25 protein-coding genes are annotated in these 24,701 nt (G+C 53.6%); 5 read left to right on the plus strand and 20 right to left on the minus strand.

What is annotated here, in order from left to right:
- Positions 1-5 precede the first annotated feature (5 nt).
- The gene (locus AC0LWM_RS07870; RefSeq protein WP_474674360.1) at positions 6-365 is read right to left on the minus strand and encodes an Asp23/Gls24 family envelope stress response protein; all 360 of its coding nucleotides are present in this window, start codon (positions 363-365) and stop codon (positions 6-8) included.
- Positions 366-578: 213 nt separating this feature from the next.
- Here AC0LWM_RS07870 and rpmB point away from each other — a divergent pair, with 213 nt between their 5' ends.
- Positions 579-767 (plus strand): 50S ribosomal protein L28, encoded by a 189-nt coding sequence (gene rpmB / locus AC0LWM_RS07875; RefSeq protein WP_474674361.1) that lies wholly within the window; start codon positions 579-581, stop codon positions 765-767.
- A gap of 444 nt (positions 768-1,211) precedes the next feature.
- On the opposite strand, the gene spoVM is transcribed toward rpmB, so the two are convergent.
- The 17 genes from spoVM to AC0LWM_RS07960 all read right to left on the minus strand — a co-directional run bounded on the left by spoVM (position 1,212) and on the right by AC0LWM_RS07960 (position 18,095).
- Entirely contained in the window at positions 1,212-1,292 is an 81-nt protein-coding gene (gene spoVM, locus AC0LWM_RS07880; RefSeq protein ID WP_068537489.1) for a stage V sporulation protein SpoVM, read from the minus strand.
- A gap of 144 nt (positions 1,293-1,436) precedes the next feature.
- On the minus strand, positions 1,437-1,697 hold the full coding sequence (locus AC0LWM_RS07885; protein WP_474674362.1) for a hypothetical protein: 261 nt from the start codon (positions 1,695-1,697) through the stop codon (positions 1,437-1,439).
- A 14-nt stretch (positions 1,698-1,711) separates the two neighbouring features.
- Entirely contained in the window at positions 1,712-2,359 is a 648-nt protein-coding gene (gene rpe, locus AC0LWM_RS07890; protein ID WP_474674363.1) for a ribulose-phosphate 3-epimerase, read from the minus strand.
- A 1-nt stretch (position 2,360) separates the two neighbouring features.
- The gene (gene rsgA, locus AC0LWM_RS07895; RefSeq protein WP_474674364.1) at positions 2,361-3,278 is read right to left on the minus strand and encodes a ribosome small subunit-dependent GTPase A; all 918 of its coding nucleotides are present in this window, start codon (positions 3,276-3,278) and stop codon (positions 2,361-2,363) included.
- 18 nt (positions 3,279-3,296) lie between these two features.
- Positions 3,297-5,396 carry a Stk1 family PASTA domain-containing Ser/Thr kinase gene (pknB, locus tag AC0LWM_RS07900; RefSeq protein ID WP_474674365.1) on the minus strand — a complete coding sequence of 700 codons (2,100 nt, stop codon included), beginning with the start codon at positions 5,394-5,396 and terminating at the stop codon, positions 3,297-3,299.
- A gap of 5 nt (positions 5,397-5,401) precedes the next feature.
- A complete protein-coding gene (locus tag AC0LWM_RS07905; RefSeq protein WP_474674366.1) occupies positions 5,402-6,226 on the minus strand; it encodes a Stp1/IreP family PP2C-type Ser/Thr phosphatase in 825 nt (274 codons plus the stop codon).
- A 7-nt stretch (positions 6,227-6,233) separates the two neighbouring features.
- Complete coding sequence (rlmN, locus tag AC0LWM_RS07910) at positions 6,234-7,280, minus strand: dual-specificity RNA methyltransferase RlmN (RefSeq protein WP_474674367.1); 1,047 nt, start codon at positions 7,278-7,280, stop codon at positions 6,234-6,236.
- Positions 7,281-7,393: 113 nt separating this feature from the next.
- A complete protein-coding gene (gene rsmB / locus AC0LWM_RS07915) occupies positions 7,394-8,743 on the minus strand; it encodes a 16S rRNA (cytosine(967)-C(5))-methyltransferase RsmB (RefSeq protein WP_474674368.1) in 1,350 nt (449 codons plus the stop codon).
- Positions 8,740-9,690 (minus strand): methionyl-tRNA formyltransferase, encoded by a 951-nt coding sequence (gene fmt, locus AC0LWM_RS07920; RefSeq protein WP_474674369.1) that lies wholly within the window; start codon positions 9,688-9,690, stop codon positions 8,740-8,742. The genes rsmB and fmt overlap by 4 nt, the downstream gene beginning before the upstream one ends.
- Before the next feature lie 4 nt (positions 9,691-9,694).
- Positions 9,695-10,180: a peptide deformylase gene (gene def / locus AC0LWM_RS07925; RefSeq protein ID WP_474674370.1), complete on the minus strand. Its 486-nt coding sequence runs from the start codon at positions 10,178-10,180 to the stop codon at positions 9,695-9,697.
- A 39-nt stretch (positions 10,181-10,219) separates the two neighbouring features.
- Positions 10,220-12,808, minus strand: coding sequence for a primosomal protein N' (priA, locus tag AC0LWM_RS07930; RefSeq protein WP_474674545.1), 2,589 nt, complete (start codon positions 12,806-12,808; stop codon positions 10,220-10,222).
- Positions 12,808-14,055, minus strand: a complete 1,248-nt coding sequence (gene coaBC, locus AC0LWM_RS07935) for a bifunctional phosphopantothenoylcysteine decarboxylase/phosphopantothenate--cysteine ligase CoaBC (protein ID WP_474674371.1) — start codon at positions 14,053-14,055, stop codon at positions 12,808-12,810. Before coaBC ends, priA begins: the two co-directional genes overlap by 1 nt.
- A gap of 81 nt (positions 14,056-14,136) precedes the next feature.
- The gene (gene rpoZ, locus AC0LWM_RS07940) at positions 14,137-14,334 is read right to left on the minus strand and encodes a DNA-directed RNA polymerase subunit omega (protein ID WP_474674372.1); all 198 of its coding nucleotides are present in this window, start codon (positions 14,332-14,334) and stop codon (positions 14,137-14,139) included.
- 2 nt (positions 14,335-14,336) lie between these two features.
- Complete coding sequence (gmk, locus tag AC0LWM_RS07945) at positions 14,337-14,945, minus strand: guanylate kinase (protein ID WP_474674373.1); 609 nt, start codon at positions 14,943-14,945, stop codon at positions 14,337-14,339.
- Between the two features lie 27 nt (positions 14,946-14,972).
- A complete protein-coding gene (gene remA, locus AC0LWM_RS07950) occupies positions 14,973-15,233 on the minus strand; it encodes an extracellular matrix/biofilm regulator RemA (RefSeq protein ID WP_027084220.1) in 261 nt (86 codons plus the stop codon).
- Between the two features lie 22 nt (positions 15,234-15,255).
- Positions 15,256-16,140, minus strand: coding sequence for a YicC/YloC family endoribonuclease (locus AC0LWM_RS07955; RefSeq protein ID WP_474674374.1), 885 nt, complete (start codon positions 16,138-16,140; stop codon positions 15,256-15,258).
- A 29-nt stretch (positions 16,141-16,169) separates the two neighbouring features.
- Positions 16,170-18,095 (minus strand): bifunctional homocysteine S-methyltransferase/methylenetetrahydrofolate reductase, encoded by a 1,926-nt coding sequence (locus tag AC0LWM_RS07960; protein WP_474674375.1) that lies wholly within the window; start codon positions 18,093-18,095, stop codon positions 16,170-16,172.
- 163 nt (positions 18,096-18,258) lie between these two features.
- Between AC0LWM_RS07960 and AC0LWM_RS07965 the strand changes: the two genes are divergently transcribed.
- Genes AC0LWM_RS07965 through AC0LWM_RS07980 form a run of 4 tightly spaced genes read left to right on the plus strand, consistent with a single transcriptional unit; the run spans position 18,259 to position 22,632 of the window.
- Positions 18,259-19,269, plus strand: coding sequence for an ABC transporter transmembrane domain-containing protein (locus AC0LWM_RS07965; RefSeq protein ID WP_474674376.1), 1,011 nt, complete (start codon positions 18,259-18,261; stop codon positions 19,267-19,269).
- The gene (locus tag AC0LWM_RS07970) at positions 19,238-20,044 is read left to right on the plus strand and encodes an ABC transporter ATP-binding protein (protein ID WP_474674377.1); all 807 of its coding nucleotides are present in this window, start codon (positions 19,238-19,240) and stop codon (positions 20,042-20,044) included. Before AC0LWM_RS07965 ends, AC0LWM_RS07970 begins: the two co-directional genes overlap by 32 nt.
- On the plus strand, positions 20,031-21,734 hold the full coding sequence (locus AC0LWM_RS07975) for an ABC transporter ATP-binding protein (protein ID WP_474674378.1): 1,704 nt from the start codon (positions 20,031-20,033) through the stop codon (positions 21,732-21,734). Before AC0LWM_RS07970 ends, AC0LWM_RS07975 begins: the two co-directional genes overlap by 14 nt.
- Positions 21,735-21,753: 19 nt before the next feature.
- Positions 21,754-22,632 (plus strand): phosphotransferase family protein, encoded by an 879-nt coding sequence (locus AC0LWM_RS07980; RefSeq protein WP_474674379.1) that lies wholly within the window; start codon positions 21,754-21,756, stop codon positions 22,630-22,632.
- 490 nt (positions 22,633-23,122) lie between these two features.
- Here the strand turns inward: AC0LWM_RS07980 and AC0LWM_RS07985 are convergent, their stop codons facing one another.
- Together AC0LWM_RS07985 and dapF are read right to left on the minus strand one after the other, a co-directional pair.
- Positions 23,123-23,671, minus strand: a complete 549-nt coding sequence (locus AC0LWM_RS07985) for a superoxide dismutase family protein (protein WP_474674380.1) — start codon at positions 23,669-23,671, stop codon at positions 23,123-23,125.
- Between the two features lie 179 nt (positions 23,672-23,850).
- Positions 23,851-24,684: a diaminopimelate epimerase gene (dapF, locus tag AC0LWM_RS07990; RefSeq protein WP_474674381.1), complete on the minus strand. Its 834-nt coding sequence runs from the start codon at positions 24,682-24,684 to the stop codon at positions 23,851-23,853.
- Positions 24,685-24,701 lie beyond the last annotated feature (17 nt).

The following is a 24,701-nucleotide window of genomic DNA, read 5'->3' on the forward strand; positions in this document are numbered from 1 at the left end:
CCCTCCTATTGAATCACGCGAACGTCCTGAACAATAATGTTCACTTCGTCGACTTGAAGCCCGATGACTTCATTTAACACGTATTTCACTTTGTGCTGGATGTTGTGTGCTACTTCCGAAATTTTCGTACCGTAGCCGACAATGATATACAAATCGATAGCCAGTCCTTGCTGCTCCTGACGTATAACGACGCCCCGTCCCAAATTTTCCCGACGAAGAAGCTCGGCGATGCCGTCCTTCAACTGTTTGCGAGAAGCCATACCGACAAGCCCGTAACATTCCATTGCCGCGGAACCGGCTATAACTGCAACAACTTGGTCGGATACGTGGACATGTCCGAATTCGTTCGTAAGCTGAATCGGCATGACGCATCACTCCTTAAACGTTATGTTTAGCATCCTTCTCCAACAGTACCATGAACTTCATAAGTATTATGGACTAATTCTTATTGTACTACAACAGATTGGATAAATAAATGTTTTGTATATTATACAATTAGAGTTGACGGCGTATTTTTCCGGGTGATATAATATTTAAGTGTTTCATGCAACGGTCATGCAATGAGGGAGGTGTACCATATGTCTCGCAAATGCTTTATCACAGGTAAAGGGCCTGGAACCGGCAACAACGTGTCCCACGCGAATAACAAAACAAAACGCTCTTGGGGCGTTAACGTGCAAAAGGTTCGCATTCTTGTCGACGGCAAACCGAAACGCGTTTATGTCAGCGCTCGCGCGTTGAAATCCGGGAAAATCGCCCGCGTATAATTTCAATTGAACAAATAGACAAAAAGCACCCATCAGGTGCTTTTTTTCGATATTAGAAAGGCTTATATCGAAGTCCTTCGTGGATGAGCGACCGCTACTCAACCCCACAAAGTGAAGATTTGCATCGGCTTTATTCCGATTACTAAAAAGTTTGTGTAGCAAACTTGCATCGGAAGCGTTACTGCGGGGACCCCAAAATTGCGGATGCTTATTCTAGGTAAAACGCTTTAGCGAACTTAAACTTTCTTTATCGTTAAGAAAAGCTTCGAATCGAAGCCCTATCCGCGATGAATGACCTTGTAAGAGGAAGCTTTTCTTGCGAGCGAAAGTGTTCAGCTACGCTGAACACTTATACTTTCCTATAATTCTTGGTAAACGAATGGCGCCGGTTATGACGGCGCAAAGATGTTTATCCTCGGATGTTGCGGCAAGCTCGCGGCAACGTTAATTTTTATGGAACGTATTGAGTATGGCCTTTACGAAGCCCCCCAAAAACCGCGGCAATTTGAACGTGTAAAATTTCATGCTGATCCCCTCCTAAAAAATTTGTGGAGCGTTTTCCGAGTGTGCATACACACAAAACTTAATGCATTATATTCAGGCACAACAAAAAAGGCTACATGAGAACAACTCATGTAACCATATTTATGCGGTCCGAACCTTTCATATTCATCCCGCCACCGGCGCTTGCGGGTTTCGCGCGAATAAAATAATCGCGATAATGAGGACGACGACAAAAAACATAACGATCGACATCAGAATCATGCTGATGCGCATGGCGAGCGATTCATAGTTTTTGAAAAACCGAACGCCCACGATAATCGCTCCGATGGAAAAAATATATTTGAGCATGCCTTGAATTTGCGTATAAACAGCGAGCAAAGCACCGCAAATCAAGCTGTACAGCAAAACGATCAGAACTTTTTTCAACCGACTCTTCCTCTCTAGCGCTTAAGTGCCGTGATGGCGGCCGCCCGATCGGCATGCCCGAATACCGCGCTGCCCGCCACGAGCACGTCAGCCCCCGCTTCTGCGACGAGAGGCGCCGTATCCACATTGATTCCCCCGTCTACCTCGACATGGATGTGCTGCAAGCCGCGTTCGTTCAACATTGCTCGAAGCTGTTTAATCTTGGGCAGCATGCTGTGGATAAACGGCTGGCCGCCAAAACCGGGGTTCACGGTCATGATCAGCACGAGATCGACATCGTCCACAATATGTTCAATCGCCGAAAGCGGCGTTGCCGGGTTCAGGACGACACCGGCTTTGACGCCGAGCTCTTTGATTTGATGGATTGTTCGATGCAAATGAACACATGCTTCCGCATGAACGGAAATGACATCCGCTCCCGCGGCGGCAAATGCCGGGATGTATCGTTCCGGCTGTTCGATCATCAGATGAACGTCGAGCGGCAGATTCGTATGCGGACGTATCGCCTGGACGATAAGCGGTCCGATCGTAATCGCCGGCACGAAGCGGCCGTCCATCACGTCGACATGAATCCAGTTCGCTCCGCCGCGTTCCACATCTTTGATTTCTTCGGCAAGTTTGGCAAAATCGGCCGATAATATGGACGGTGCGATTAATGTCATGTCAATACCTCCGTTTCTTCTCTTTCATATCCGCCATAAACTGCACGTAATGCGAGTAACGGGTCTCGGCGATGCTTCCTTGCGCCTTGGCTTCCTTCACTTTGCAGCCCGGCTCGTGCAAATGCGTACATCCGCGAAATTTGCAGTCCGGCGCGTAGGAGCGGAATTCCTTGAAGCAATTGCCAAGCTCCTCGGCTTCGATATGCAAAAAGTCAAGCTGGCTGAAGCCCGGCGTATCGGCGACCAAACCTCCGTTGTCCAGCCGGATGAGCTCGACATGACGCGTCGTATGCTTTCCTCGACCAAGCTTGGCGCTGATTTGATTCGTTTCCAGTTGAAGACCGGGTATCATCGCGTTGAGCAGAGATGACTTCCCGACGCCGGACTGACCGGCAAAGACGCCGATACGTCCGGCCAAGCGGTCCGCCACTTGGGACGTGCCAGAGCCCATTCGAGCGCTTGTGCCGATCACCTCGTAGCCGATCGGCTCGTACAACCCGCGAATGAAGTCGATGTCTATATCGTCTTCGGTGGTCGGATGCTCGGGATCGTCCAGCAGGTCCTGCTTGGTCAAGCAGATGATCGTTTCCAAGCCAACGCTCTCGGTATGAACGAGGAACTTGTCCAGCAACTGAAGATTTAATGCTGGCTCGCTCACCGCAAATACCAATACGGCCAAATCGACATTGGCGATCGGTGGACGAATCAGCTCCGTTGTCCGGGGCAAAATCTCATCCACCATGCCTTCGCCGTTTTCCGTTTCCTCATACAGAACGCGATCGCCCACAAGCGGGGATACGCCTTTCTTCTTAAAAATACCGCGCGCCCGGCATTGTATCGTTTCCAGGCTGCTGCCTGCATTGTGAGGCAGCACGTAATAATATCCGCTTAACGCTTTGACGATTAAGCCTTCTTGCATCAAAGTCCTCCTAATGGACTATTCCGCCGGAATATTCGAATTGTCGTTGTTGTTCGTATTGTCGGTAGACTGCGGGTCCGCCGGCGGGTCCTGAACCGGCTCGTCGACCGGCTCTTGATCCGGTCCGGAGCCCCCTTGCGCCTCGGCGTACGTAATCGTTTTGGCGTCAACCAGCTGATCGTCTCGGTAAACCTGAACGACCGCGTCTTTCGTCGGCGACAGAACCAGCCCTACAGGGAAGGCAACCATGTCTTTGATTTTCCGCGTTCCCCATTCGATATTATCGCCGCGGGCGTCGGAGTACACGATCTTCACCGTGCTCTTCTTGCCCAGCTCCGCCGGCGAAACGGCGATGTTGTACGTATATTCCAGCGCATCCTCCGGAAAACCCGAACTGACGTGAACGGTAATCTCCGTGCCGGGAGCTACGGAAGCATTCGGCTCGTACGGCTCCTGTTTGAAAATCTTCCCGCTTGGTGTAGCATAGTTCGGCTCTTGCTTAATATCCGGATTCAGCTTCAAGTTTCTGGCAATCAGTTTATTCTGTGCTTCGCTAACCGTAAGGCCGATCAAATCCGGTACCTCGACCGGTTCGCGGCCTTTGCTGATCGTAAACTCGATTTCAACCTTCTTCGGATCGATTTCGGTATCCGCATCCGGCGTTTGTTTGAGGACCGTGCCCGGTTCGCTATCGCTGAAGTCCTCTTTAAGCGGTTGCTTAATTTGAAGCTTGCTGACACCTTGCGCAACGAGATCATCCACGACATCTTGATACATCTTGCCGACGTAATTGCGCATCGTAATCGTCTCGATGCCTTTGCTGACCGACAGCTTGACGGATGAACCTTCCTTCACTTTGCCGGTCTTATTCTGCGCGAATACGATATCTTTCTCAATATCTTCCTTGAATTCGTAAGTGACCGGTTCCTCCAGCGAGAGCCCGACTTCCTCCAGCTTCTTCTTCGCGTCGTCGAGCTTCATGTTGACGACGTTCGGCACATCAACGTCAGGCACATACAAAATGCTCTTCACATACATGACGCCGAGCCACATCAGAGCCAGCAGGACAATCGTCGCGGAAACCCAAATCGTCGGTTTCACCCAGCCCCGGGCGGTTTTGGCTTTTTCCGTGTCCTCGTGTCTCCACAGATCAGGCTTGTCTTCTTTTGCGCCGGAGGACGGCATGGAAACCGTCGGAATCTGGTCCGGCTTGATCGCCGGGATGACTCGCGTCGGCTCCTCGTCGTCCATGCTGCCGAAATTGGCCGACGTATACGTCAGCTTCGGCTCGTTGCGCCGCTGCGGCGACAAGCAGGTTTCCAAATCGTGCAGCATCTCTTTGGCCGATTGGTAACGTTCCCCCGGGTTTTTGCGCATCGATTTGATGATCACGTTCTCCACGCTTTGCGGAATGAGCGGATTCACCTTGCGGGGCTCCTCGAAATGCTCCTGCAAGTGCTTAAGCGCAACGCTGATCGGACTTTCCCCAAGAAACGGCAATCGCCCGGTCAGCATTTGATACAAAACGATGCCAAGCGAATAAATGTCCGATTTTTCGCCGGTCATCACGCCTTTGGCATGCTCGGGAGAAAAATAATGGACGGACCCGACGACGGAACCGGTTTGCGTAATCGTCGAAGAGGTCGCCGCGCGGGCAATCCCGAAATCGGTCACTTTTACGCGTCCATTTTTCCCGATTAAGATGTTATGGGGCTTAATGTCCCGGTGAATGATCTGGTTCTGGTGGGCATGATCGAGCGCGTCGCAAATTTGGCAAGCGATATGAACCGCTTCGTCGACTTGCAGCGGCGCTCTTTCTTTGATCAATTCGTTCAAATTGTAACCTTCGACGCATTCCATGACGATGTAATGCACGTCACCGTCTTGGCCTACATCGTAAATACTGACGACGTTCGGATGAGATAACGCAGCGGCGGATTGAGCCTCGCGGCGGAAACGGCGAATGAACTCTTCGTCATGGACATATTGTTGGCGCAATACCTTCACTGCCACTTTTCGGCCCAGCAAAATATCATGCGCTTTGTAAACAAGCGCCATGCCGCCTCCGCCGATCCGCGACAGAATTTCGTACCGACCGCCTAACTCCTGGCCAATCATTCATCTCACCCCTCTTCCGTCGTATCCTTATGTAATGACCCGTCAGGATTGCTTAAATCCAGCGTCTGCGCCAGTTCGGCGCCGAGAGCCGATTCGTTTTCGTTAACGAGCAGAACGATTGTAATATTGTCGTCGCCGCCGGCTTCCAGCGCCAATTGGACGAGCTTATCGGCCTTGTCGTCGACGCCGACCGGCTTCAGTACCGTCTCGAGCATTTGCGACGAGGATACCATGTTGCTTAAACCGTCGCTGCATATGAGCAGCATCTCGCCATCGGTCCAGTTGATTTCCCGGATGTCGCATTCCGATTCCTGATCGGTGCCGAGCGCGCGGGTTAGCACATTGCGGCGTGGATGATGCAGCGACTCCTCGAGCGTTATTTGACCGGACTTCACCAGCTCGTTGACGAGCGTGTGGTCATCGGTCATTTGCTCAATCGTCCCATTGCTGATTAGATAAGCGCGGCTGTCGCCGATATGTCCGATCACGATCGTATCGGGCGAAGCAATGGCGACGACGATCGTCGTTCCCATGCTGCGCAGCTTCTCGTCGCTTGCCGCCATCACGAACACCGTCTCGTTCGCAGCGGCAATCGAACGTACCACCAGCTGCTTTCGCTCCTCGACCGTCATCTCCGGACGAAGCGAGCTTTCCAATTCGGCCGTCACCTTCTCGACAGCCGTTTGACTGGCTACGTCGCCGGCTTGATGGCCGCCCATGCCGTCTGCGACGATCGCCACCGTGAACCCGTTTAATTCGTTCAGCACAACGGAGCGATCCTCATTCGCGTACCGAATGCGGCCGATGTCCGTTTTGTTCGCTGTTTTCATGCTTACTTCACCTCGCGTTGGACTCCATATGCTTCGCGCGCAGCTGCCCGCATGCCGCAGCGATATCGTGGCCTTGCTCGCGGCGTATGGTCGTATTAATTTTTTTACGCTCCAAAATGCGCTGAAATGTAAAAATATCGTCGCGTGAAGTACGAACATAGTTGCGTTCCGGCACATAATTGACCGGGATAAGATTGACGTGGCACAGCAAACCTTGCAGCACGTCGCCGAGTTCTTCCGCATGCTCCGGCTGGTCGTTCACTCCGCCGATGAGCGCGTATTCGAACGTAACCCGTCTGCCGGTTTTTGCAATGTAATATTTCAGAGCTTCCATGACGTCGGCAAACGGGAATCTGCGGTTGACCGGCATCAGCTTCGAACGAAGCGCGTCGTTCGGCGCATGAATCGAAATCGCCAAATTAATCTGCGTATTTTCATCCGCAAATTTGTAGATGGACGGCACGATGCCGCTTGTCGAAACGGTAATGTGCCGCTGGCCGATATTAAGCCCTTTTTCATGGATCATAATCCGCAAAAAAGTCATCGTCGGCTCGTAGTTTTCGAAAGGCTCGCCGGTTCCCATAATGACGATGCTGCTGACCCGTTCTTTGCGGGTATCGAGAATTTGCTGCGCTTTAACGACTTGGGCGACGATTTCTCCGGCCGTCAAATTGCGCTTTAATCCGCCGAGCGTCGAAGCGCAGAACGTGCAGCCGATCCGGCAGCCGACCTGCGTCGTCACGCAAATGCTGTTGCCGTAATTGTGCTTCATGATGACCGTCTCGATCGCATGGTCGTCATGCAGCCCGAACAGGAACTTGACGGTGCCGTCTTTCGATTCGAAGCGGGTTATCTCCGACAGCGTCACGAATTGGAACTGCTCCTTGAGCTTTTCCCGTAACGCCTTCGATAAATTGCTCATGTCGTCGAAGCTCGTTACCCGTTTCACATAAAGCCAGTCGAAAATTTGCCCGGCCCGAAACTTCGGCTCGCCGTTCTGCTCCGTCCACTCCTGCAGCTGCTCCAACGTGTAATCATAAATAAAAGGTTTCATCTCATCACTCACTACCTGACGTTATCGAATCATGATACGGTTTATTCGTATTGTTTGTTATCCGTTCTAGTTTATCATATTTGCCCGTTCCGTTAAAACCAAAGACCGAATGGTTACGACAACCGTCTCAATCTTGCGATAAAGAAGCCGTCAGAGCCGTAATGCTGGGGCAGAAGCTGCACGCCGGCGGAATGCTGATGGTTTACGATATGCCGCAGGTTTGCCGGCCATTCCGTATCGAGCTCAAAATGAACATGCGTTTGCAAAAATCGGGATACGACCTGCTGGTTCTCTTCGGCATCGATCGTACATGTGCTGTACACGAGAATGCCTCCCGGCTTGAGCAAATGCTGAACCGAGGCGAGCAGCTCGTATTGCAGCGAGGCGATGTCGCTAATTTCCGTCTCGCGCTTGCGCCACTTCAAATCCGGCTTGCGGCGGATGACGCCTAGCCCGGAGCAGGGCGCGTCCAGCAAGATGCGGTCCAGCGATTCCGCAGGGAGCCGATGTCCGAGCTGCAGGGCGTCACCTACGACGGTTTCGACGCATGTCAAACCAAGTCGCTCTGTTTGTTCGCGAATAAGCTGTTCCTTGTGCGGATGAATGTCGTTCGCCCATAGCTTGCCGTCGTTGTGCATTTTTTCGGCGATGTGCGCCGTTTTGCCCCCCGGAGCGGCGCAGCAGTCGAGCACATGCATGCCCGGCTGCGGGTCGAGCGCTTCGGCCACCAGCATGGAGCTCTCGTCTTGAATCGAGATCGCGCCTTCGGCAAACCAGCGCGTGTGCGCCATGTTGCCGCCGCCTTCCACGAGGATGCCGGACGGGGCGAGCGGCGAAGGATTCGCGTTCAACTCCGCTTCTCGCATCTCTCGCAGCACGGATTCGCGATCGCCTTGCATCGTATTGACGCGCACGGACACATGCGGCGAGCCGTTGTTCGCTTCGCATATGCGCTCCGCCGTCTCTTCGCCGTATTGGGCGATCCAGCGGGCGACCATCCATTCCGGATGGGCATGCGCAAGCGCGATGCGCTGAACCGGCGGCAGGTTGTCCGGAAGCTTCAGCTGTTCCTTCTGCCGGATCACGTTGCGCAGCACGCCGTTGACCATGCCGGAGATGCCCTTGTGACCTTTGCGCTTAGCAATATTGACAGCTTCGTTGACGACCGCGTGCGACGGAATGCGGTGCAAGTAATAAAGCTGATAGAAGCTGATCCGGAGCAAGCCGCGCACCCACGGCTCAAGCTTCATGATACCTTTGGCGACGAACTTGCCCAAATAATAATCGATGGTGGACAACCGCTGAATCGTGCCGTACACCAGCTCCGTCGTCAGCGCGGCGTCCACCCGCGATACATCGTATTTCTTTAGCGTCTGGTTCAGCAGCAGGTTGCTGTAGGCTTGCTCCTGCTCAACCCGCGTGACAATGTCCATCGCCGCTTCCCGAGCGGAAAATTGCTTCATACGCCTAGAACCGTTCCTTTCGGGATGCTGCTGCCACGGCTGAACTCCTGGACGCTCATCGCTTTTTTGCCGGCAGGCTGGATGTCCGTGAGCACGATGACGCCTTCCCCGGTCATAACTTCGATGCCGTCTGCGTTCATCGCGATGACGGTACCCGGCGCTGCGGAGCCGTCCGTCTGCGCTCCGCCCGGCTTGTCCGGCTTGCGGCAGGACCAAACCTTCAAAATATCGCCGTTCCAGGACGTAAAAGCGCCGGGAAACGGATTTAATCCGCGAACCTGGTTAAAAATCGCTAGCGCCGGACGGGTCCAGTCGATCCGTTCGTTCTCGCGAGAGATGTTCGGCGAATACGTCGCCTCGGCATCGTTCTGCGGCACGGCTTGGATCGTACCGTCAATCAATCCGGGCAGCGTAGCTTTCAGCAGCTCCGCACCGGCAAAGCTCAGCTTATGAAACAATGAGCCGGTCGTATCGGAATCTTCGATCGGCAGCTCGACCTTGCTGATCATGTCGCCGGTATCGAGCCCCTCGGCCATGTACATGATCGTGACGCCCGTCGTCTTGTCCCCGTTCATGACCGCATGATGTATCGGCGCGCCGCCGCGGTATTTCGGCAGCAAGGATGCATGTACGTTGATGCATCCGTACCGCGGCAGATCCAGCACCGACTTCGGCAATATTTGACCATAGGCCGCCGTCACGATCAGATCGGGCTGCAGCTGCCGGATGTGCTCCACCGCATCCGGGTGCCGCAGCTTCTCCGGCTGAAATACGGGAAGCCCCCGGCTTACAGCCAGCTCCTTGGCTGGCGGCGGCGTCAGCGTCCGCTTGCGTCCCTTGGGCCGATCCGGCTGCGTGACGACGCCTATGACGTTGTAGCCCTCGTCAAGCAGCGCTTGCAGCGACGGAACCGAAAAGTCCGGCGTCCCCATAAATAAGACGTTCATTCGATCACTCGCCCCTTCGAATCGGTCTTGCGCTAACGTCGTACACGCTTTCGGCCAAATCTGTGAACAATACGCCGTTCAGATGGTCGACTTCATGCAGAAATGCGCGTGCCAGCAGCTCCGTGCCCGTGTAGGTCACCTCGTTGCCGTCGCGGTCCAAGCCTTTGATCGTCACTTTCATGGCGCGGCGCACGTCGCCGTTCAGGTTCGGTATGCTTAGGCAGCCTTCCGGCCCGAATTGTTCGCCTTCCTCCGATACGATCTCCGGATTCACGAGCTCGATCAAGCCGTTCTCGTCTCCGACGTCGACGACGATCACCCGCTTCGAAATGCCGATTTGCGGTGCGGCCAAGCCGACGCCCTCCGCATGATACATCGTATCGGCCATGTCCGTCAGCAGCTTCTGAATATTCGGGGTAATTTTCGGAACCGGCTTCGCGATTTCGCGAAGCACCGGGTCCGGATCTTGCACGATCAAACGAATTGCCATTGTACATCATCCTCTTTCACGTCATAAATGCGTTTTCGTTTATGTTAACATTTGCGGATCGACGTCCACGCTGATCTGCAGCTTATGCTGCCGGACGACGTCGTCGAACGAAGCGACCGTCTGCCGGACGAGCTCGATGACCGCCGCGGCATCTCCACGATATTTTATCATGCATTGGAACCGATATCTATCTTTGATCCGAGGGATCGGCGACGCGACCGGCCCAAGCACTTCCAAGTACGGCTGTCTCGCGAGCATGCCTTTCTCCCGCAAAATGGCGGCCATATTCTCCCCCACGCCTACGAGCAGCTGTACTTGCTCGTGCGACATCGTGACTAGGACGATGCGGCAATACGGCGGGTAGCGCCGCTGGCGCCGCAGCTCGAGCTCTTGCTCTACGAATGCGTTGTAGTCGTGGCCGCTTGCGGCTTGAATGCTGTAGTGTTCGGGAGCATACGACTGGATGATGACCTCGCCGGGGAGGTGATGTCGACCGGCCCGCCCCGCCACTTGCGTCAGCAATTGGAACGTTTTTTCGCCGGCTCGGAAGTCGGGGATGTTCAGCACCGTATCGGCCGCGATGACGCCAACTAGTGTAACATATGGAAAGTCGAGTCCCTTGGCGACCATTTGCGTGCCCAATAGGACATCCGCCTGGCGGTTGCGGAACAGCTCCAGCCATTTTTCGTGCGAGCCCTTCTCCGTTGTCGTATCGACGTCCATCCGAATGACGCGAATGCCGGGAAACAGCTTGCCTAGCTCCTCCTCCACGCGCTGGGTGCCCGTTCCGAAATAACGGATATGCTCGCTGCCGCAGTCGGGGCACGTTTCCCTTTCCCGCTCGGCATAACCGCAATAATGGCAGCGAAGCGCCCGAGATTTCATATGGTAGGTGAGCGAGATGTCGCAGTGCGGGCAGCCGGCGACGTAGCCGCAGGACCGGCACATGACGAAGGTGGAGTACCCTCTGCGGTTGAGCAGCAGCACGGTTTGTTCTCCCTTGGCGAGCCGATCGGCGATCGCCTGATGCAGCGGTCTGCTGAACATGGAGCGGTTGCCGCCTTTCAGCTCCTCCCGCATGTCGACGACTTCGACGCTAGGCAGCGGACGGCCTTCGACGCGCGACGGCATCGGCAGCAGCTCGATCGGACTTGCCCCCTCGAGCAAAATTCGCGCCGGGTCGGCCTGTGAATCATAATACGTCTCGAGCGAAGGCGTTGCCGAGCCTAAGACGACGGCGGCGTTGTTATATCGAGCGCGCCAGATCGCCACATCCTTAGCGTGGTATTTCGGACTTTCGTCCTGTTTGTACGAAGTTTCGTGCTCTTCATCGATAATAATCAACCCGATGCTCGTAAAAGGCGCAAAAATCGCCGAACGCGCCCCGATCGCCACCTTCACGCGCCGTTCCTGGATTTTCCGCCACTCGTCGTATCGTTCGCCATGGGACAAGCGGCTATGCAGCACCGCAACCAAGTCGCCGAAACGGCCCTTGAACCGTTCCACCATTTGCGGCGTCAATGAAATTTCCGGCACGAGCACGATCGCCTCACGCCCAAGATCAAGACAACGCTGAATCGCTTGCAAATACACTTCCGTCTTGCCGCTTCCCGTAACGCCATGGAGCAGAAAAACGCGATGCTCCGCGCCGTCGATCGAAGATTGCAGACACGCATATACGGATTGCTGTTCCGGCGTAAGCGGCAGCGGCGTTGTCGGGCGGAACGTCCGGCCCGCGTAAGGGTCTCGGAACACTTCGACTTCCTTCAAGCTGATCCAGCCTTTCTCCGCCAAACCTTTGACCGTTCCGGCGCCAACCTCGAGCGTAACCATCAGATCGGCTAGCCGAACCGGCTCCGGATGCTCCAGCAAGTACTGCAGCACTTCCTTCTGCCTCCGGGACTGTGCCGACAATCCTTCCATCCGTTGCCTTAACAGCACATGATCTTCCGGCGGAAATACGGTCAGCGCCTTTTTCTTCGCCAGCCGGTCTTTGACCGTCTGCTGTTCCACGAGTTCGCCCCGGCCGATCATCTGTTTCACGAGAGGAGCATCTTCCGCAAATCGGCTCAGCAGCGATTCCAGCAGGACAGGGGAATGCTTGCGCACGTAGTCCAAGATCGTCGGGCGGCTATCGATCTCCAAAGTCAACTGGACCTGCGCGAGCACCGATCGTTGGCTTTCCCGTTCTTCCCCTTCGATCGCCGCTGCGATCTCTTGGATCGCGGGATTTTCTTTGCCGTTCTCCGAGTCGTTCAATGCTTCCGGATCGTCAGGCAATGTAATATACCGTTCGTATTTCGCTTTCAGTGCGCTCGGAATCATCGCCTGCAGCGTCGCGATATCGTTGCATACATACGTTTCGCTCATCCAGCGCGACAAAGCGACAAGCTCCTTCGTCAGCGGCGGATGAACGTCGAGCACTTGCTCGATCGGCTTCATTTTGCCGGAGGCGACCTCAGGCTCGTCGTGCAATGCGACGACGAAACCTTGAACCGTCCGCGGTCCGAACGGCACGCCGACGCGGCTGCCGACCTCGACCCAATCGCGCAGCCGATCCGGCACGATATAATCGAAAGGACGATTCGTCTGCTTGGCAGGAACGTCCACGATAACTTTCGCGTAGATCAATATGCGTCCCCGCCTTTGCCGCCCGTTGTCGTACCGCTATTGTCCCGGGCTGCCAGACGGTCTGCTACGATGTGAAGCAGCTTGCGCGCCACGTCCTGCTTCGACATCTGAGGCAGCGCCGCAACCAGTCCGTTGCGGTCGTAAATGGACACGATGTTCGTCTCGGTGCCGAAACCGGCGCCGGGCTGCGTAACGTCATTCGCGACTACAAGATCGCAATTTTTGCGGGCCAGCTTGTCCCTCGCGTGTTTCTCGACTTCGTCGGTTTCCGCTGCGAAGCCAACGACAAACTGTTTTGTTTTCCGTTCGCCGATCGATTGCAAAATATCCCGCGTCCGCACCAGCTGCAGGGTCAGCGATTCGCCGCTTTTTTTGATTTTGCGCTCGGCGATTTCCGCCGGGCGATAATCGGCGACCGCGGCCGATTTCACGACGACGTCGGCCCATTCGAGCCGATTCATGACCGCTTCGTACATGCTGTCGGCGGACGTCACCTGCACCGTCTCGACGCCTTCCGGCTTCCGGCTTACCTGATTGCTGCCGGCAACAAGACATACGTTCGCGCCCATCGCCCGAGCCGCCTCGGCGATCGCGTATCCCATTTTGCCGGAGGAATCGTTCGTAATGTACCGTACCGGATCGATCCGTTCGATCGTTGCGCCAGCGGTCACCAGCACGTTTTTGCCTTGCAGCGGCCTGGACGGAAACAGCATGTCCACGATGCGTTCGAAAATCTCTTCCGGCTCCGCGAGCCGGCCCTTGCCGACATAACCGCACGCCAGCTGTCCGACGCCGGGCTCGACAAATTGAACGCCCCGTTCGCGAAGCTGCGCCATATTGTGTTCCACCGCAGGGTGTGCGTACATATGGACGTTCATCGCCGGCGCGATCAACACCGGCGCCGTCGCCGCGAGCAATGTCGTGCTGAGCATGTCGTCGGCGATGCCGTGCGCGAGCTTGGCGATCGTATTGGCCGTTGCCGGCGCAACGACGACAAGATCCGCCGAATCGGCCAGATTGATATGCGATACGACCGACGGATCGCGTTCGTCGAACGTATCGGTGTATACCGGATTGCGCGAGATCGTCTGCAATGTCAGCTCCGTAATAAACTTCGTCGCCGATTCCGTCATGATGACGCGGACGTCAGCCCCGCTTTGCGTCAGCTTGCTGCATAACGACGCCGCCTTATACGCGGCGATGCCGCCCGTTATGCCGAGAATGACCGTTTTTCCTTGCAGCATGCGGATTCCTCCTTTGGACAAAGCCCCTCTTAGAAAAAAATAACAACCACGCGGGTTGTTACTGTCAATTCGGTCGATAAATTATTTAACCCGTTCGAATCTCACGATATCGTGATAAATTTCTTCGAGCGCTACGCCGACATATTTGTGTGCTTTTGGGGAGCGAAGCTCGCTCTTGGCGCCGTCTCTCAGCGCTCTCGCCCGTCTCGATGCGGCAACGACAAGCGAATATTTGCTGTCCACTTTGTTCATCATTTCGTCAATCGAAGGATATAACATCGTTACACCTCTTTCAGCCAATGGTTTAGAATCGGTAATACGCGTTCTCTTCGGCAATGCTCCGCCGTAATAATGGACCGGATTCGATCGCATGCGCATTCGATCTGGTCGTTGACGACGGCATAATCGTAATGGCGCATTAAATTGATTTCTTGGGCGGCAACCGACATCCGGTCGTTGATCGTATCCATGCTTTCCGTACCGCGTCCGACGATCCGGTTCTTCAGCTCGCCGAGCGAAGGCGGCATCAAGAAAATGAAGATGCCTTCCGGGAACGTTTCCTTTACCTTCAGTGCACCCTGCACTTCGATCTCCAGAATGACGTCCTTGCCTTCAGCAAGCGTCCGGTCGACGAACTCCCGAGGCGTCCCGTAGTAATTGCCTACGTACTCCGCCCATTCCAGCAGTTCGTTATGTTCGATCATGTTCAAAAACGTTTCTTTGCTTTTGAAAAAATAGTTGACGCCCTCGACCTCTCCTTGTCTCGGCTTGCGTGTCGTTGCCGATACCGAATAGACGAGGTTGGCCATTTGTTTCCTTAACGCGGAACATACCGTGCCTTTGCCGACGCCGGAAGGTCCGGATAATACAATGAGTAAACCTTTTTCCATGGTACGCTCCAATACGATTGTTGTTCGTTATTCGTCGTGTTCGTCGTCTTTAGTGGACAAGCGGTGAGCTACCGTTTCCGGCTGCACGGCGGAAAGAATGACGTGGTCGCTGTCCGTGATGATGACGGCGCGCGTGCGTCTTCCGTACGTGGCGTCGATCAGCATATGACGATCTCGGGCTTCTTGAATAATCCTTTTGATCGGCGCGGATTCCGGGCTTACAATCGAAATGATACGATTCGCGGATACAATGTTACCGAATCCGATGTTGATCAATTTAATGGCCATTCTAGGCTTCTCCCCCTACTATTCACTCCAAGTTTTGAACCTGTTCGCGGATTTTCTCTAGTTCCGCTTTCATATCGACAACTTTATTGACGACCGCCAAATGATTGGCCTTGGAGCCGATCGTGTTCACTTCCCGATTCATTTCTTGAATCAGAAAGTCCAGCTTGCGCCCGATCGGTTCCTCTGCCGTAAGCAGTTGCCGGCACTGGGACAAATGACTGCCCAGCCTCGTCAGCTCCTCGTCGAAATTGCATCGTTCGGCGAACAGCGCAATTTCCGCGGCTAATCTCTGTTCGTCCACCACAACCGCCTCGGATTTCCATTCGGCCAGCTTACGCTTCAGCTTGTCCGCATGTTCTTCCACCACTTTCGGCGCAAGAACGAGCAGTTCGGCAAGCGCCGATTCCAGGATGGCGATTCTTGCAGTCGTGTCGGCGGCCAAATGCTCCCCTTCGGTCCGCCGCATTTGTTGATGTTCGGCAAGCGCGTCGGTCGCGCAAGCGATCAGCTGATCCTTAAGCGATTCATCCGCGAGTATCGGTTCGTCGCGTACGACGATGACATCGGGCAACGATAGCACGTCCCGAAGCGCGAGCGCATCGTTGAATTGATACTGCCGCTTGAGCTGATCGACCGCTTGCAAATAGGCCTCTATGCCGTTCCAGTTGACAACGGCGGCCTGCTCCTTGCCCGGATCGCGTTCCCAAGAGACAAACACGTCCACCCGGCCACGTTTTACGGTTTGTTGGACGGTCCGCTTCAGCGAATCCTCGAAAATCATCCATTCTCTCGGCAATCTGCATACGATTTCGCAATACCGGTGGTTCACCGATTTGATCTCGATCTGCAGCTTGCCGCCATGGATGACCCGATTCGCCTGACCGTAACCCGTCATACTGTAAACCATCGGCTTCACATCCATTACCCTATTTTAATTCATTTTGAAAGTGGGTACAAGTGGAAATCACGCCGTCTCGATTTTTCCCAGACGTATTCCGTCAGCTTTGCTGTCATCTCATACATTAAGAAAGGCGTAATCAAATAAATGCCGTTAAAATATTGCATCGCCGTATCGAGCAGCTCTTTGGCGATTTCTACGCCCATGCTTCGTCCGGCTTCGCCTTCGAGCCCGGACATCCGCTTGCGAACTTCGTCGGACAACTGAATGCCGGGAACCTCGTTGTGCAAGTATTCGGCATTGCGTCCGCTGGCGAGCGGCATGATGCCGATAAAGATCGGAATGCTCAAATGCTTCGTCGCCTCGTATATTTTGACGATCAGCTCCGCGTCGTAAACCGGCTGGGTCATAATATAATCCGCCCCGGCTTCGATTTTCCGCTCCAGCCGCTGAACCGCCTTCTCCAAATATTTGACGTTCGGGTTAAACGCCGCTCCGACCGAAAAGCTTGCTTTTTGCTTCAGCGGCTTGCCGGAGAAGGCTATCCCTTCATTCAACTGCTTGATCATACGGATGATTTCGAATGATGTCAAGTCATAAACCGAGCTCGAGTCCGGCAAATCGCCGAATCTGGCCGGATCGCCCGTTACGGCGAGCACGTGATCGATACCGAGCGCATCAAGGCCCATCATGTGGGACTGCGTCCCGATCAGATTCCGGTCACGGCATGCAATATGAATGAGCGGGCGAATGCCGAGCTTCTCTTTAACAAGATAGCCCAGCGCGAGGTTGCTCATACGTGTGACCGCAAGCGAATTGTCGGCCAACGTTACGGCGTCGGCCTTGGCATCGCGCAGCGCTTCCGCTCCCAGCATAAATTTGGCGATATCGAGATCGCGCGGCGGATCCAGCTCTACGATGACCGTATGCCGCTGCTTGACCAGCTCGACGAGCGTCGGCTCCTTCGCTTCATTTCCGTCCGCGGATTGTGCCGCCGAGCCGGTCCCTTCGATGACCGTAAGCTCCGGCGCGGGCGCGGCTTCGGCAACGGGCGCCTTGGCTGCCTGAGCCGCCTCGGCAGCGCCTGCGGCTTGAGGCCGATAGCCGCGGAGAGCGCCGGCGATCGCCGCGATATGCTCCGGCGTCGTTCCGCAGCAGCCGCCGACGATCCGTGCTCCGCGATCCGCGAACTTGAGCGCGTTTTCGGCAAAATATTCCGGAGTCGCCATATACGTATATTTTCCATCTACATAATCGGGAATACCCGCATTCGGAAAAACCGACAGCGGAAGGGTGCCGCAGTCGGGCAGCTTGTCGATGGCGCGCAAAATGCCGTTCGGGCCTACGCGGCAGTTGAAGCCTACGATATCGGCGCCCTCCGCTTGCACCCGCGCAAACGCTTCGCTAATCGAATAGCCGTCCAGCGTCCTGCCGACTTCCTCGACGGCGAATTGGGCGATAATCGCCACATCGCTCAGCTTGCGCGCGATTTTGATCGCGATGAGCATTTCCTCAAGATCGTAAAACGTCTCGAACAAGATGCCGTCCGCTCCGGCCTCGATCAGTGCCGTGATTTGCTGCTCGAAATCTTGTTTGATTTGGGACGTCAATATATTTTTCCGTTTGCCGGATCGGATCGAACCAACCGCCCCGACGACATAAGCATCGGGACCAACCGCACGGCGGGCGATTTCAACGCCAGCCCGGTTGATCGCTTCGACTTCCGCATCCAGCCCGTATTTGCTCAGACTCTCGCGATTGGCGGAAAACGTGTTTGTTTCGATGACCCGCGCCCCCGCTTCGTAATAACGGCGATGGACGTCGGCAATGACGTCGGGCTTGAGCAAATTAAGCTCCTCGTACGAAATGCCGACCGGAAACCCCATCTGATATAAATAAGTGCCCATCGCTCCGTCGCCGGTCAATATGTCCTGGCTGAGCGCCTGGCGCAGATCCGCCTTCATAAACAACCCCACCTAACAAAAATAGTACATCTACTTTACCATAAATCGATCGGAAAGATAAGTATGAATGCCATAGGCTATTCAAACCGTACTGACAACCCCGAGAAGACATGGTAAAATAAGGTTCATTTGTAGATCAAATCATGGAAAAGGGGGAGTATCATTGAGTGCCGCAATGGATGCGACGGTAAACCGCAGTCAACCGTTAAGCTTTTTCAAATTGTATTTGTGGTGTCTTTCTTATTTGAAGCCCTACGCGAAGTCGTTTATTTTGTTTTTATTTTGCGGTCTTTTCGGCAGCATAACGACGATTCTGATTCCGAAGTTCGTTCAAATTTTCGTGGACTCCGTTTTACCGAATCACGATACACGGCAATTCTCGTGGATTGTCGGGATCATTGCCGTCATGGTTGTGCTCATGCTTATCGCAAACGCCGCAAAAAACACGATTTCGCAAATATTTCAGGAGAAGGCCGCGCGAGATTTGCAAATATCGATTTTCCGCAAAATGCGCGAGCTTGGGTTCGCTTATTTCGAGAAACATTCCGTCGGCGAAACGCTCTCGTTTTTTCATACCGATATTCCCGCCGTTCAGGAAGTATACAGAAATCATATGCCGAGAATAGCCGAATCTCTGATCACACTTGTATGTTCGTTCGTTTTTTTAACGACAATTAACGGCACGCTCGCTCTCATCTTTATTCCTTGCACGATCTTTTACGTTATTGCAGGCCCTTACTTTGAAAAAAGAGGCGTTGAGTACATTCGGGAACATAACGGTTATGTCAAAGAAATCGACAAAAAGCAATACGACAGTTTGGCCGCTTTGCTCGAGCTGCGCGTTTACGGGGCGGAACAATGGGATCTCAGGAAGCTGTCTGCGCTAATGGCCAAAGCATCCCGAGCCTTGTTCCTGCATTTCGTCCACATTAATTTGTACGCCGTCATGCGCAGAATCGCCGTATATGGAGGCGCCGTTCTGCTGTTCGTATTCGGATGGATCCTTATCCGGCAAAATGCTTTGACCGCAGGCGAATTGGTCGCTTTCGTCATGCTCTATTTCCAGCTTATGTTCGGTATCACCTTCCTCGTCACGCGTTGGTCACAGCAGAAGGTGCAAGTTCGCAGCGCGGAGAAGCTTTATGATTTCATGTCAAACGGAACCTGCCGTTAAAGAACATGTCTCCCCGATATTACTGCAATCTGTGCTTGGAAAAATCGAATTTCGGGACATCCGCTTTGCGTACACTTCCTCCTCCCATGTTGTCAACGAATTTTCTTTGACGGTTTCTCCCGGCCAAAAAATTTGCATCGCCGGAACAAGCGGGAGCGGAAAATCGACAGTACTGAAGCTGCTTGGGCGCTTCTACGATCCGGAACATGGCGACATTCTGCTGGACGGCGTGTCCGTATCCCGCTTGTCGTTCAAGCAATTGCGCGAGTCGATCGGTTACGTTTTTCAGGAAACGTATTTATTCGGCGCTTCCGTTACGGACAATATTCGATTCGGCCATCCGGATGCGACCGACGAGCAAGTCATTGCCGCAGCCAAAGCGGCATACGCTCACGACTTTATCATGGAGCTGCCTGACGGCTACGAAACTTTGCTCGGAGAAAGAGGCAACAAGCTGTCCGGAGGGCAAAAGCAACGGATCGCCATCGCCCGCATGTTTGTGAAAAACCCGAAAATCGTTGTGTTGGACGAAGCCACATCGGCGTTGGATCATATGAGCGAACACGAAGTGAACCGTGCCTTGGAGCAGCTTCTTCACGGACGTACGACGATTTGCGTCGCCCATCGCTTGTCGACGATTCGCCAATATCAATCGATCGTGGTCATGGAGAACGGCAAAGTCGCGGAAAGCGGTTATTTCGATGAATTGATGCAGCGCAAAGGAAGATTGTACGAGCTGATGCAAGGGAAGGAGGATGAACTTGAGGCGGTTTAGCTGGATCATTCATTATATTCGGCAGTGCAAAGGGCTTTATTTTCTGGCCTTATTGCTGCTCGTCGTTTCCGTCATCACGTTTTTGGGGATTACCGGCATTCAAAAGTTCATAATCGACGACATTTTTTTGAATGGCGAACACGATAAGCTAGTGCCTTACGTGCTTCTCTTTTGCCTGATTGCGTTTACGTATCTTTTTTCGTGGGTAGCCAAAGACATGCTGTTTGAACGCGTAGACACCAAGCTGAAAATTCTCTTGCGTCACGACTTTATGAATAATATCTTTCGAATGCCGGTCCAAAATTACCATGGCGAACGGATCGGCAGCATCGTATCGAACTTGAACGAATTGCTGCGCACATCCTCGGTTTTTGCTTACCAGATTCCGAGCGGTATCGAGCATCTATTCAATTTGATTATTTTGGGGACGGTCATCGGGTACGCGAATCCGCTTTTACTATTAGCCCTCGTCGTGTTTGGCATCGGTTATATTGCGGCCGGCAAATACTTCGCTCCGAAAATCAACAAAATGGCGGGCGAGATCCAGCAGCAGCGCTCCGATCTAAACGTACATATCGAGGAAGGCATATCCTCCACCCGGGAAGTCATTGCATTTCATAGAGAAGAATGGGAGAAGCGCAAAATCGATCTTGGATTTCAGCGTTACTTCATGAAATTGATGGACAACGCCAAGCTGAAAAACAAGCAAATGTTCTGGACCGATCCTCTCAGTTGGGCGGGAAATCTGTTAATCCTCATCATCGGCGGCTATCAGGTCCTCGAAGGCCGGCTCTCGATCGGGCTGTTTATCGTAGTTTATCAGTTCGCCAATCAATTGATCGGCTCGTTCCAAGGCTTATACGGATTTATACTCGGAATGAACGAATCTTTCGTTGCGATCGATCGAGCCAAACAATTGCTGGAGACGAAGCATATCAACGATGGCGGCGTCAGGTTAACGCAGCCTATCCAATCTTTGCGGCTTGAACATATCCGATTTCGTTACTCATCGGACCGAACCCCGATCTTGGACGGACTTGACTTGAACGTTCCGATCGGGCGCAAGACAGCGATCATCGGCGCGAGCGGCGGCGGAAAATCAACCATAGCCCAGCTTCTCGTACGATTTTACGATCCCGAAGCAGGCGGTATCACGGTCAATGATGTTCCGCTAACAAGCATAAACCGGCGTGATTGGACTGCCAAAGTAGCCATTGTATTTCAAGAGCCTTATTTATTTCCCGACACGGTGAAAAACAATATTTTGATGGGCCGCGAATTCACGGATGAGCAAATAGCGGAAGCTTGCAGGATCGCAGAAATTCATGAAACGATCAACGGTCTGCCCGAAGGCTTCGAAACCGTCATCGGCGAAAGAGGCATTACTTTATCCGGCGGACAAAGACAACGATTAGCTATCGCGCGCGCCGTGCTCGGCAATCCGGAAGTTCTGATTCTCGATGAAGCCACTTCGGCCCTTGACCAGGAAACGGAAAGAAAAGTACAGGAGCATTTGGATTCGAGCCGCAAAGGGAAAACAACGATCGTCATCGCGCACCGTCTTTCGACGATCGAAAATTCCGATTCGATTTACGTTATCGATCAAGGAAAAGTGGCTGCCAGTGGAAACCATGAAGTTTTGTTGGACGGCGATAAATCTTATCAAAAGCTGGTATCTGCAGGCATGTAGAGGCCGAAAGGAGCTCCACTTGGACAAGAAACCGTTGTATAAGCAGCACATTGAAGAAGAATTTCCTAATCTTTCGATTCATTCGATCGAACATAACGAGATCGGTCAAAATAACGATGTGTTTATCGTCAATCGCGAACTCGTTTTCCGTTTCCCGAAATACGAAGCCGGCATCCGTGAACTGGCGGAAGAAGTTCGGATATTGCGCACTGTTCGGGAGCGCGTGTCTCTGCCTATTCCGGAGCCCGTTTATTGCTGCTTTTCTGCTAATCGAGTCGGACATGTTTTTGCGGGATATCGGATGATTCCCGGCGAACCTCTCTGGCAATCGGCGATGCAGAGTATCGGCGACATTCGGGTGAGGCGGCGTTTAGCCGTCCAACTTGGAACTTTTCTAAGAGAGCTGCATTCGATCCCGAACGACGATCGGCACCAATTTGCACAGCCCCGGCACGGCGGCATTTCCGCCTGGTCCAATTTATACGAGCGCATTCGCGGCAAGCTGTTCCCTCATATGAGAGAGGAAGCCCGGCTGGACGTTGCGAACCATTTTGAACGTTTCCTGGGCGAGCCGAAGCATGCGGCTATCCCCCATGTTCTTATTCACGGCGATTTCGGCACCTCCAACATCATTTGGGATCCGGACAAGCAATCGATCGCCGGCATCATCGACTTCGGCGGATCTTGTCTGGACGACCCGGCGGTCGACTTTGCGGCTTTAGCGGGCTCTTACGGCATTTCTTTCGTACGAATGACTGCCGAAGCTTATCCGAATCTCGAGGCGCTATTGCCCAGAGTCGATTTTTATGCAGGGACGTTCGCTTTGCAGGAAGCATTGTTCGGGTTGGAAAATCAGGACGAGGAAGCCTTCAAGAGCGGCATCGCCTCGTATAAGTAGAGGCGCTCATGCAGTCGACCATTGGATGTATGCATCGGTTCCATCCGTTTACCGTTCGAAGATGCGGAGATCGATCCACTTTATCGGATGACGGTATGCTCGAGTTCTTCGATTTGGTCGTTCGTTCCGATGAGCATCATGGTTAGAAAATAGATGCGATAGTGCAGTTATCCCGGGCCCGTGCGTACTGTAGGAGGCAAAGCCTGCAAAAGTGCATCTATTTCAAGCCCTCTCGTCCAAAACGAGTCATTTTGCTACGAATAAATGTACATTCGCATCTATTATACGATTTTGCCAATTGGTTAGGGAAAATAGATGCACAATTGCAGTTCTGACTCGTTCATACTCTCCCGGCACTTAACCTTGATCCTGCAACCGAAGATACACAAAAAAAGCAGACGGTACCGTCTGCTTTCGTACAATCTAACCGAGTTAATTTGACTCATTCTAACGAACACCCGAAATGACCCATCAAATGTCCGATACTGGTTTAACGAATGACCGCGCAGCCGATCCGATCGCCGGAATTGCCGGACGGGTCGGATTTCAGATCGTCTTCCTTCTCGTGGATGACGAGTGCCGTACCGCCTTCTTTTAACAAGGAATTCGGCTTGCCCTTCTCCAGCGTGACGCTCGAATCGAAAAACTCGGCCCTGGCGCTGCCGTCCGGCCCAACGACCAGATTGGACAAGTCGCCCGCGTGAAAACCGCCCGGATTGTCGAAGCCGTGATGCTTCGAATTCGGATTAAAATGTTCGCCGGCGGACTTGAAGTCCGGCGCTACGCATTTGCCGATTTCGTGGAAGTGAATACCGTGCTTGCCCGGCTTCAGATGATTCACTTCGACGTCCATCGAAACGCCGAGTTCGACTTGCCGCAGCTTCGCCTTCCCTACCTTCATTCCTTTGGCGTTCATAATATCGACCGTCAGCTCGACGCTTGCCGGCGCATTCGCCTCCACGGCAGCCGGCTCGTTTCCGTAACAGCCCGTCGTCGCAAACAGCAGCAAGCATGCGGCAAAAAGCAATGCTTTTTTCATTTTGTATACACCCCTTAGTTGAAATGGTACTGCTATATTGTTAACGACTTGGTACCATTCTAAACGTCGATTCGCCGTTCCTGCATGCTATGCGGCAACGCATTTAAGACGCCTCCAATGAAAAAACGGCAAAGAGTTTCCTCTCTGCCGTTCCCGTTCCTAGATTTCATTTCCGTTAATTAAGCAAGACTGCCTCGAAACACGACCTGGGCAGACCCGGTCATATAAACGTGGTTGTCTGTTTCGCTCCACTCGATGTACAGATCCCCGCCCTTCAGGGCAACCGTCGCCTTGCGATCGGTATGGCCGTTCAATACCGACGCCACAAGCGTTGCACATGCTCCCGTACCGCAAGCAAGCGTTGGTCCTGCTCCGCGTTCCCATACCCGCATATCCGCGTAGTCACGCGATTGGACCGTAACGAACTCCACGTTGATTTTACGCGGAAACATAGGATGCGTCTCCAGCTTCGGCCCCCAGGTTGCCAAGTCGAAGCCCTCGGCATCGTCGACGTAGATAACGCAATGCGGGTTGCCCATCGAAACCGCTGTAAAACGGAACTGCCGCCCGTCTACCTCGATCGGATAATCGATGACGCGGTCCTGGTCGACGATCGTCGGCACTTGAAGCCCTTGCAGGATCGGCTCACCCATATCGACGCGCACCGTCGCGACTTGGCCGCCTGCGACGTTCAACTGCACTTTTTGCACGCCGGCGCCAATCGTTTCGATCGTAATTTCCTCGCGGTCGATTAAACCGTTATCGTATACGTATTTGGACACGCAACGAATCGCGTTGCCACATTGCTCCGCCTCCGAGCCGTCGGAATTCATGATCCGCATCATAAAATCGGCTTTGGCGGAAGGCAATATATAGACGAGCCCGTCAGCGCCGATTCCGAAAAAACGATTGCACAGCTCTATCGCAAGCTGGGACGCATTGCTTGGCAGTTGCCGCTCTCCGGCGACGACGATAAAATCGTTGCCTAATCCGTGCATTTTGGTGAAATTCATCTAGAGGCCATCTCCCT

It is taken from the genome of Paenibacillus sp. sgz302148 (assembly GCF_056120465.1).

Excerpts from the sequence above, each read along its gene's own strand:
- AC0LWM_RS07870 (WP_474674360.1), bottom strand. The coding sequence starts at position 365 with ATGCCGATTCAGCTTACGAACGAATTCGGACATGTCCACGTATCCGAC.
- rpmB (WP_474674361.1), top strand. The coding sequence starts at position 579 with ATGTCTCGCAAATGCTTTATCACAGGTAAAGGGCCTGGAACCGGCAAC.
- spoVM (WP_068537489.1), bottom strand. The coding sequence starts at position 1,292 with ATGAAATTTTACACGTTCAAATTGCCGCGGTTTTTGGGGGGCTTCGTA.
- rpe (WP_474674363.1), bottom strand. The coding sequence starts at position 2,359 with ATGACATTAATCGCACCGTCCATATTATCGGCCGATTTTGCCAAACTT.
- rsgA (WP_474674364.1), bottom strand. The coding sequence starts at position 3,278 with ATGCAAGAAGGCTTAATCGTCAAAGCGTTAAGCGGATATTATTACGTG.
- pknB (WP_474674365.1), bottom strand. The coding sequence starts at position 5,396 with ATGATTGGCCAGGAGTTAGGCGGTCGGTACGAAATTCTGTCGCGGATC.
- AC0LWM_RS07905 (WP_474674366.1), bottom strand. The coding sequence starts at position 6,226 with ATGAAAACAGCGAACAAAACGGACATCGGCCGCATTCGGTACGCGAAT.
- rlmN (WP_474674367.1), bottom strand. The coding sequence starts at position 7,280 with ATGAAACCTTTTATTTATGATTACACGTTGGAGCAGCTGCAGGAGTGG.
- rsmB (WP_474674368.1), bottom strand. The coding sequence starts at position 8,743 with ATGAAGCAATTTTCCGCTCGGGAAGCGGCGATGGACATTGTCACGCGG.
- fmt (WP_474674369.1), bottom strand. The coding sequence starts at position 9,690 with ATGAACGTCTTATTTATGGGGACGCCGGACTTTTCGGTTCCGTCGCTG.
- def (WP_474674370.1), bottom strand. The coding sequence starts at position 10,180 with ATGGCAATTCGTTTGATCGTGCAAGATCCGGACCCGGTGCTTCGCGAA.
- coaBC (WP_474674371.1), bottom strand. The coding sequence starts at position 14,055 with ATGCTGCAAGGAAAAACGGTCATTCTCGGCATAACGGGCGGCATCGCC.
- rpoZ (WP_474674372.1), bottom strand. The coding sequence starts at position 14,334 with ATGTTATATCCTTCGATTGACGAAATGATGAACAAAGTGGACAGCAAA.
- gmk (WP_474674373.1), bottom strand. The coding sequence starts at position 14,945 with ATGGAAAAAGGTTTACTCATTGTATTATCCGGACCTTCCGGCGTCGGC.
- remA (WP_027084220.1), bottom strand. The coding sequence starts at position 15,233 with ATGGCCATTAAATTGATCAACATCGGATTCGGTAACATTGTATCCGCG.
- AC0LWM_RS07955 (WP_474674374.1), bottom strand. The coding sequence starts at position 16,140 with ATGGTTTACAGTATGACGGGTTACGGTCAGGCGAATCGGGTCATCCAT.
- AC0LWM_RS07960 (WP_474674375.1), bottom strand. The coding sequence starts at position 18,095 with ATGAAGGCGGATCTGCGCCAGGCGCTCAGCCAGGACATATTGACCGGC.
- AC0LWM_RS07970 (WP_474674377.1), top strand. The coding sequence starts at position 19,238 with ATGATTTCATGTCAAACGGAACCTGCCGTTAAAGAACATGTCTCCCCG.
- AC0LWM_RS07985 (WP_474674380.1), bottom strand. The coding sequence starts at position 23,671 with ATGAAAAAAGCATTGCTTTTTGCCGCATGCTTGCTGCTGTTTGCGACG.
- dapF (WP_474674381.1), bottom strand. The coding sequence starts at position 24,684 with ATGAATTTCACCAAAATGCACGGATTAGGCAACGATTTTATCGTCGTC.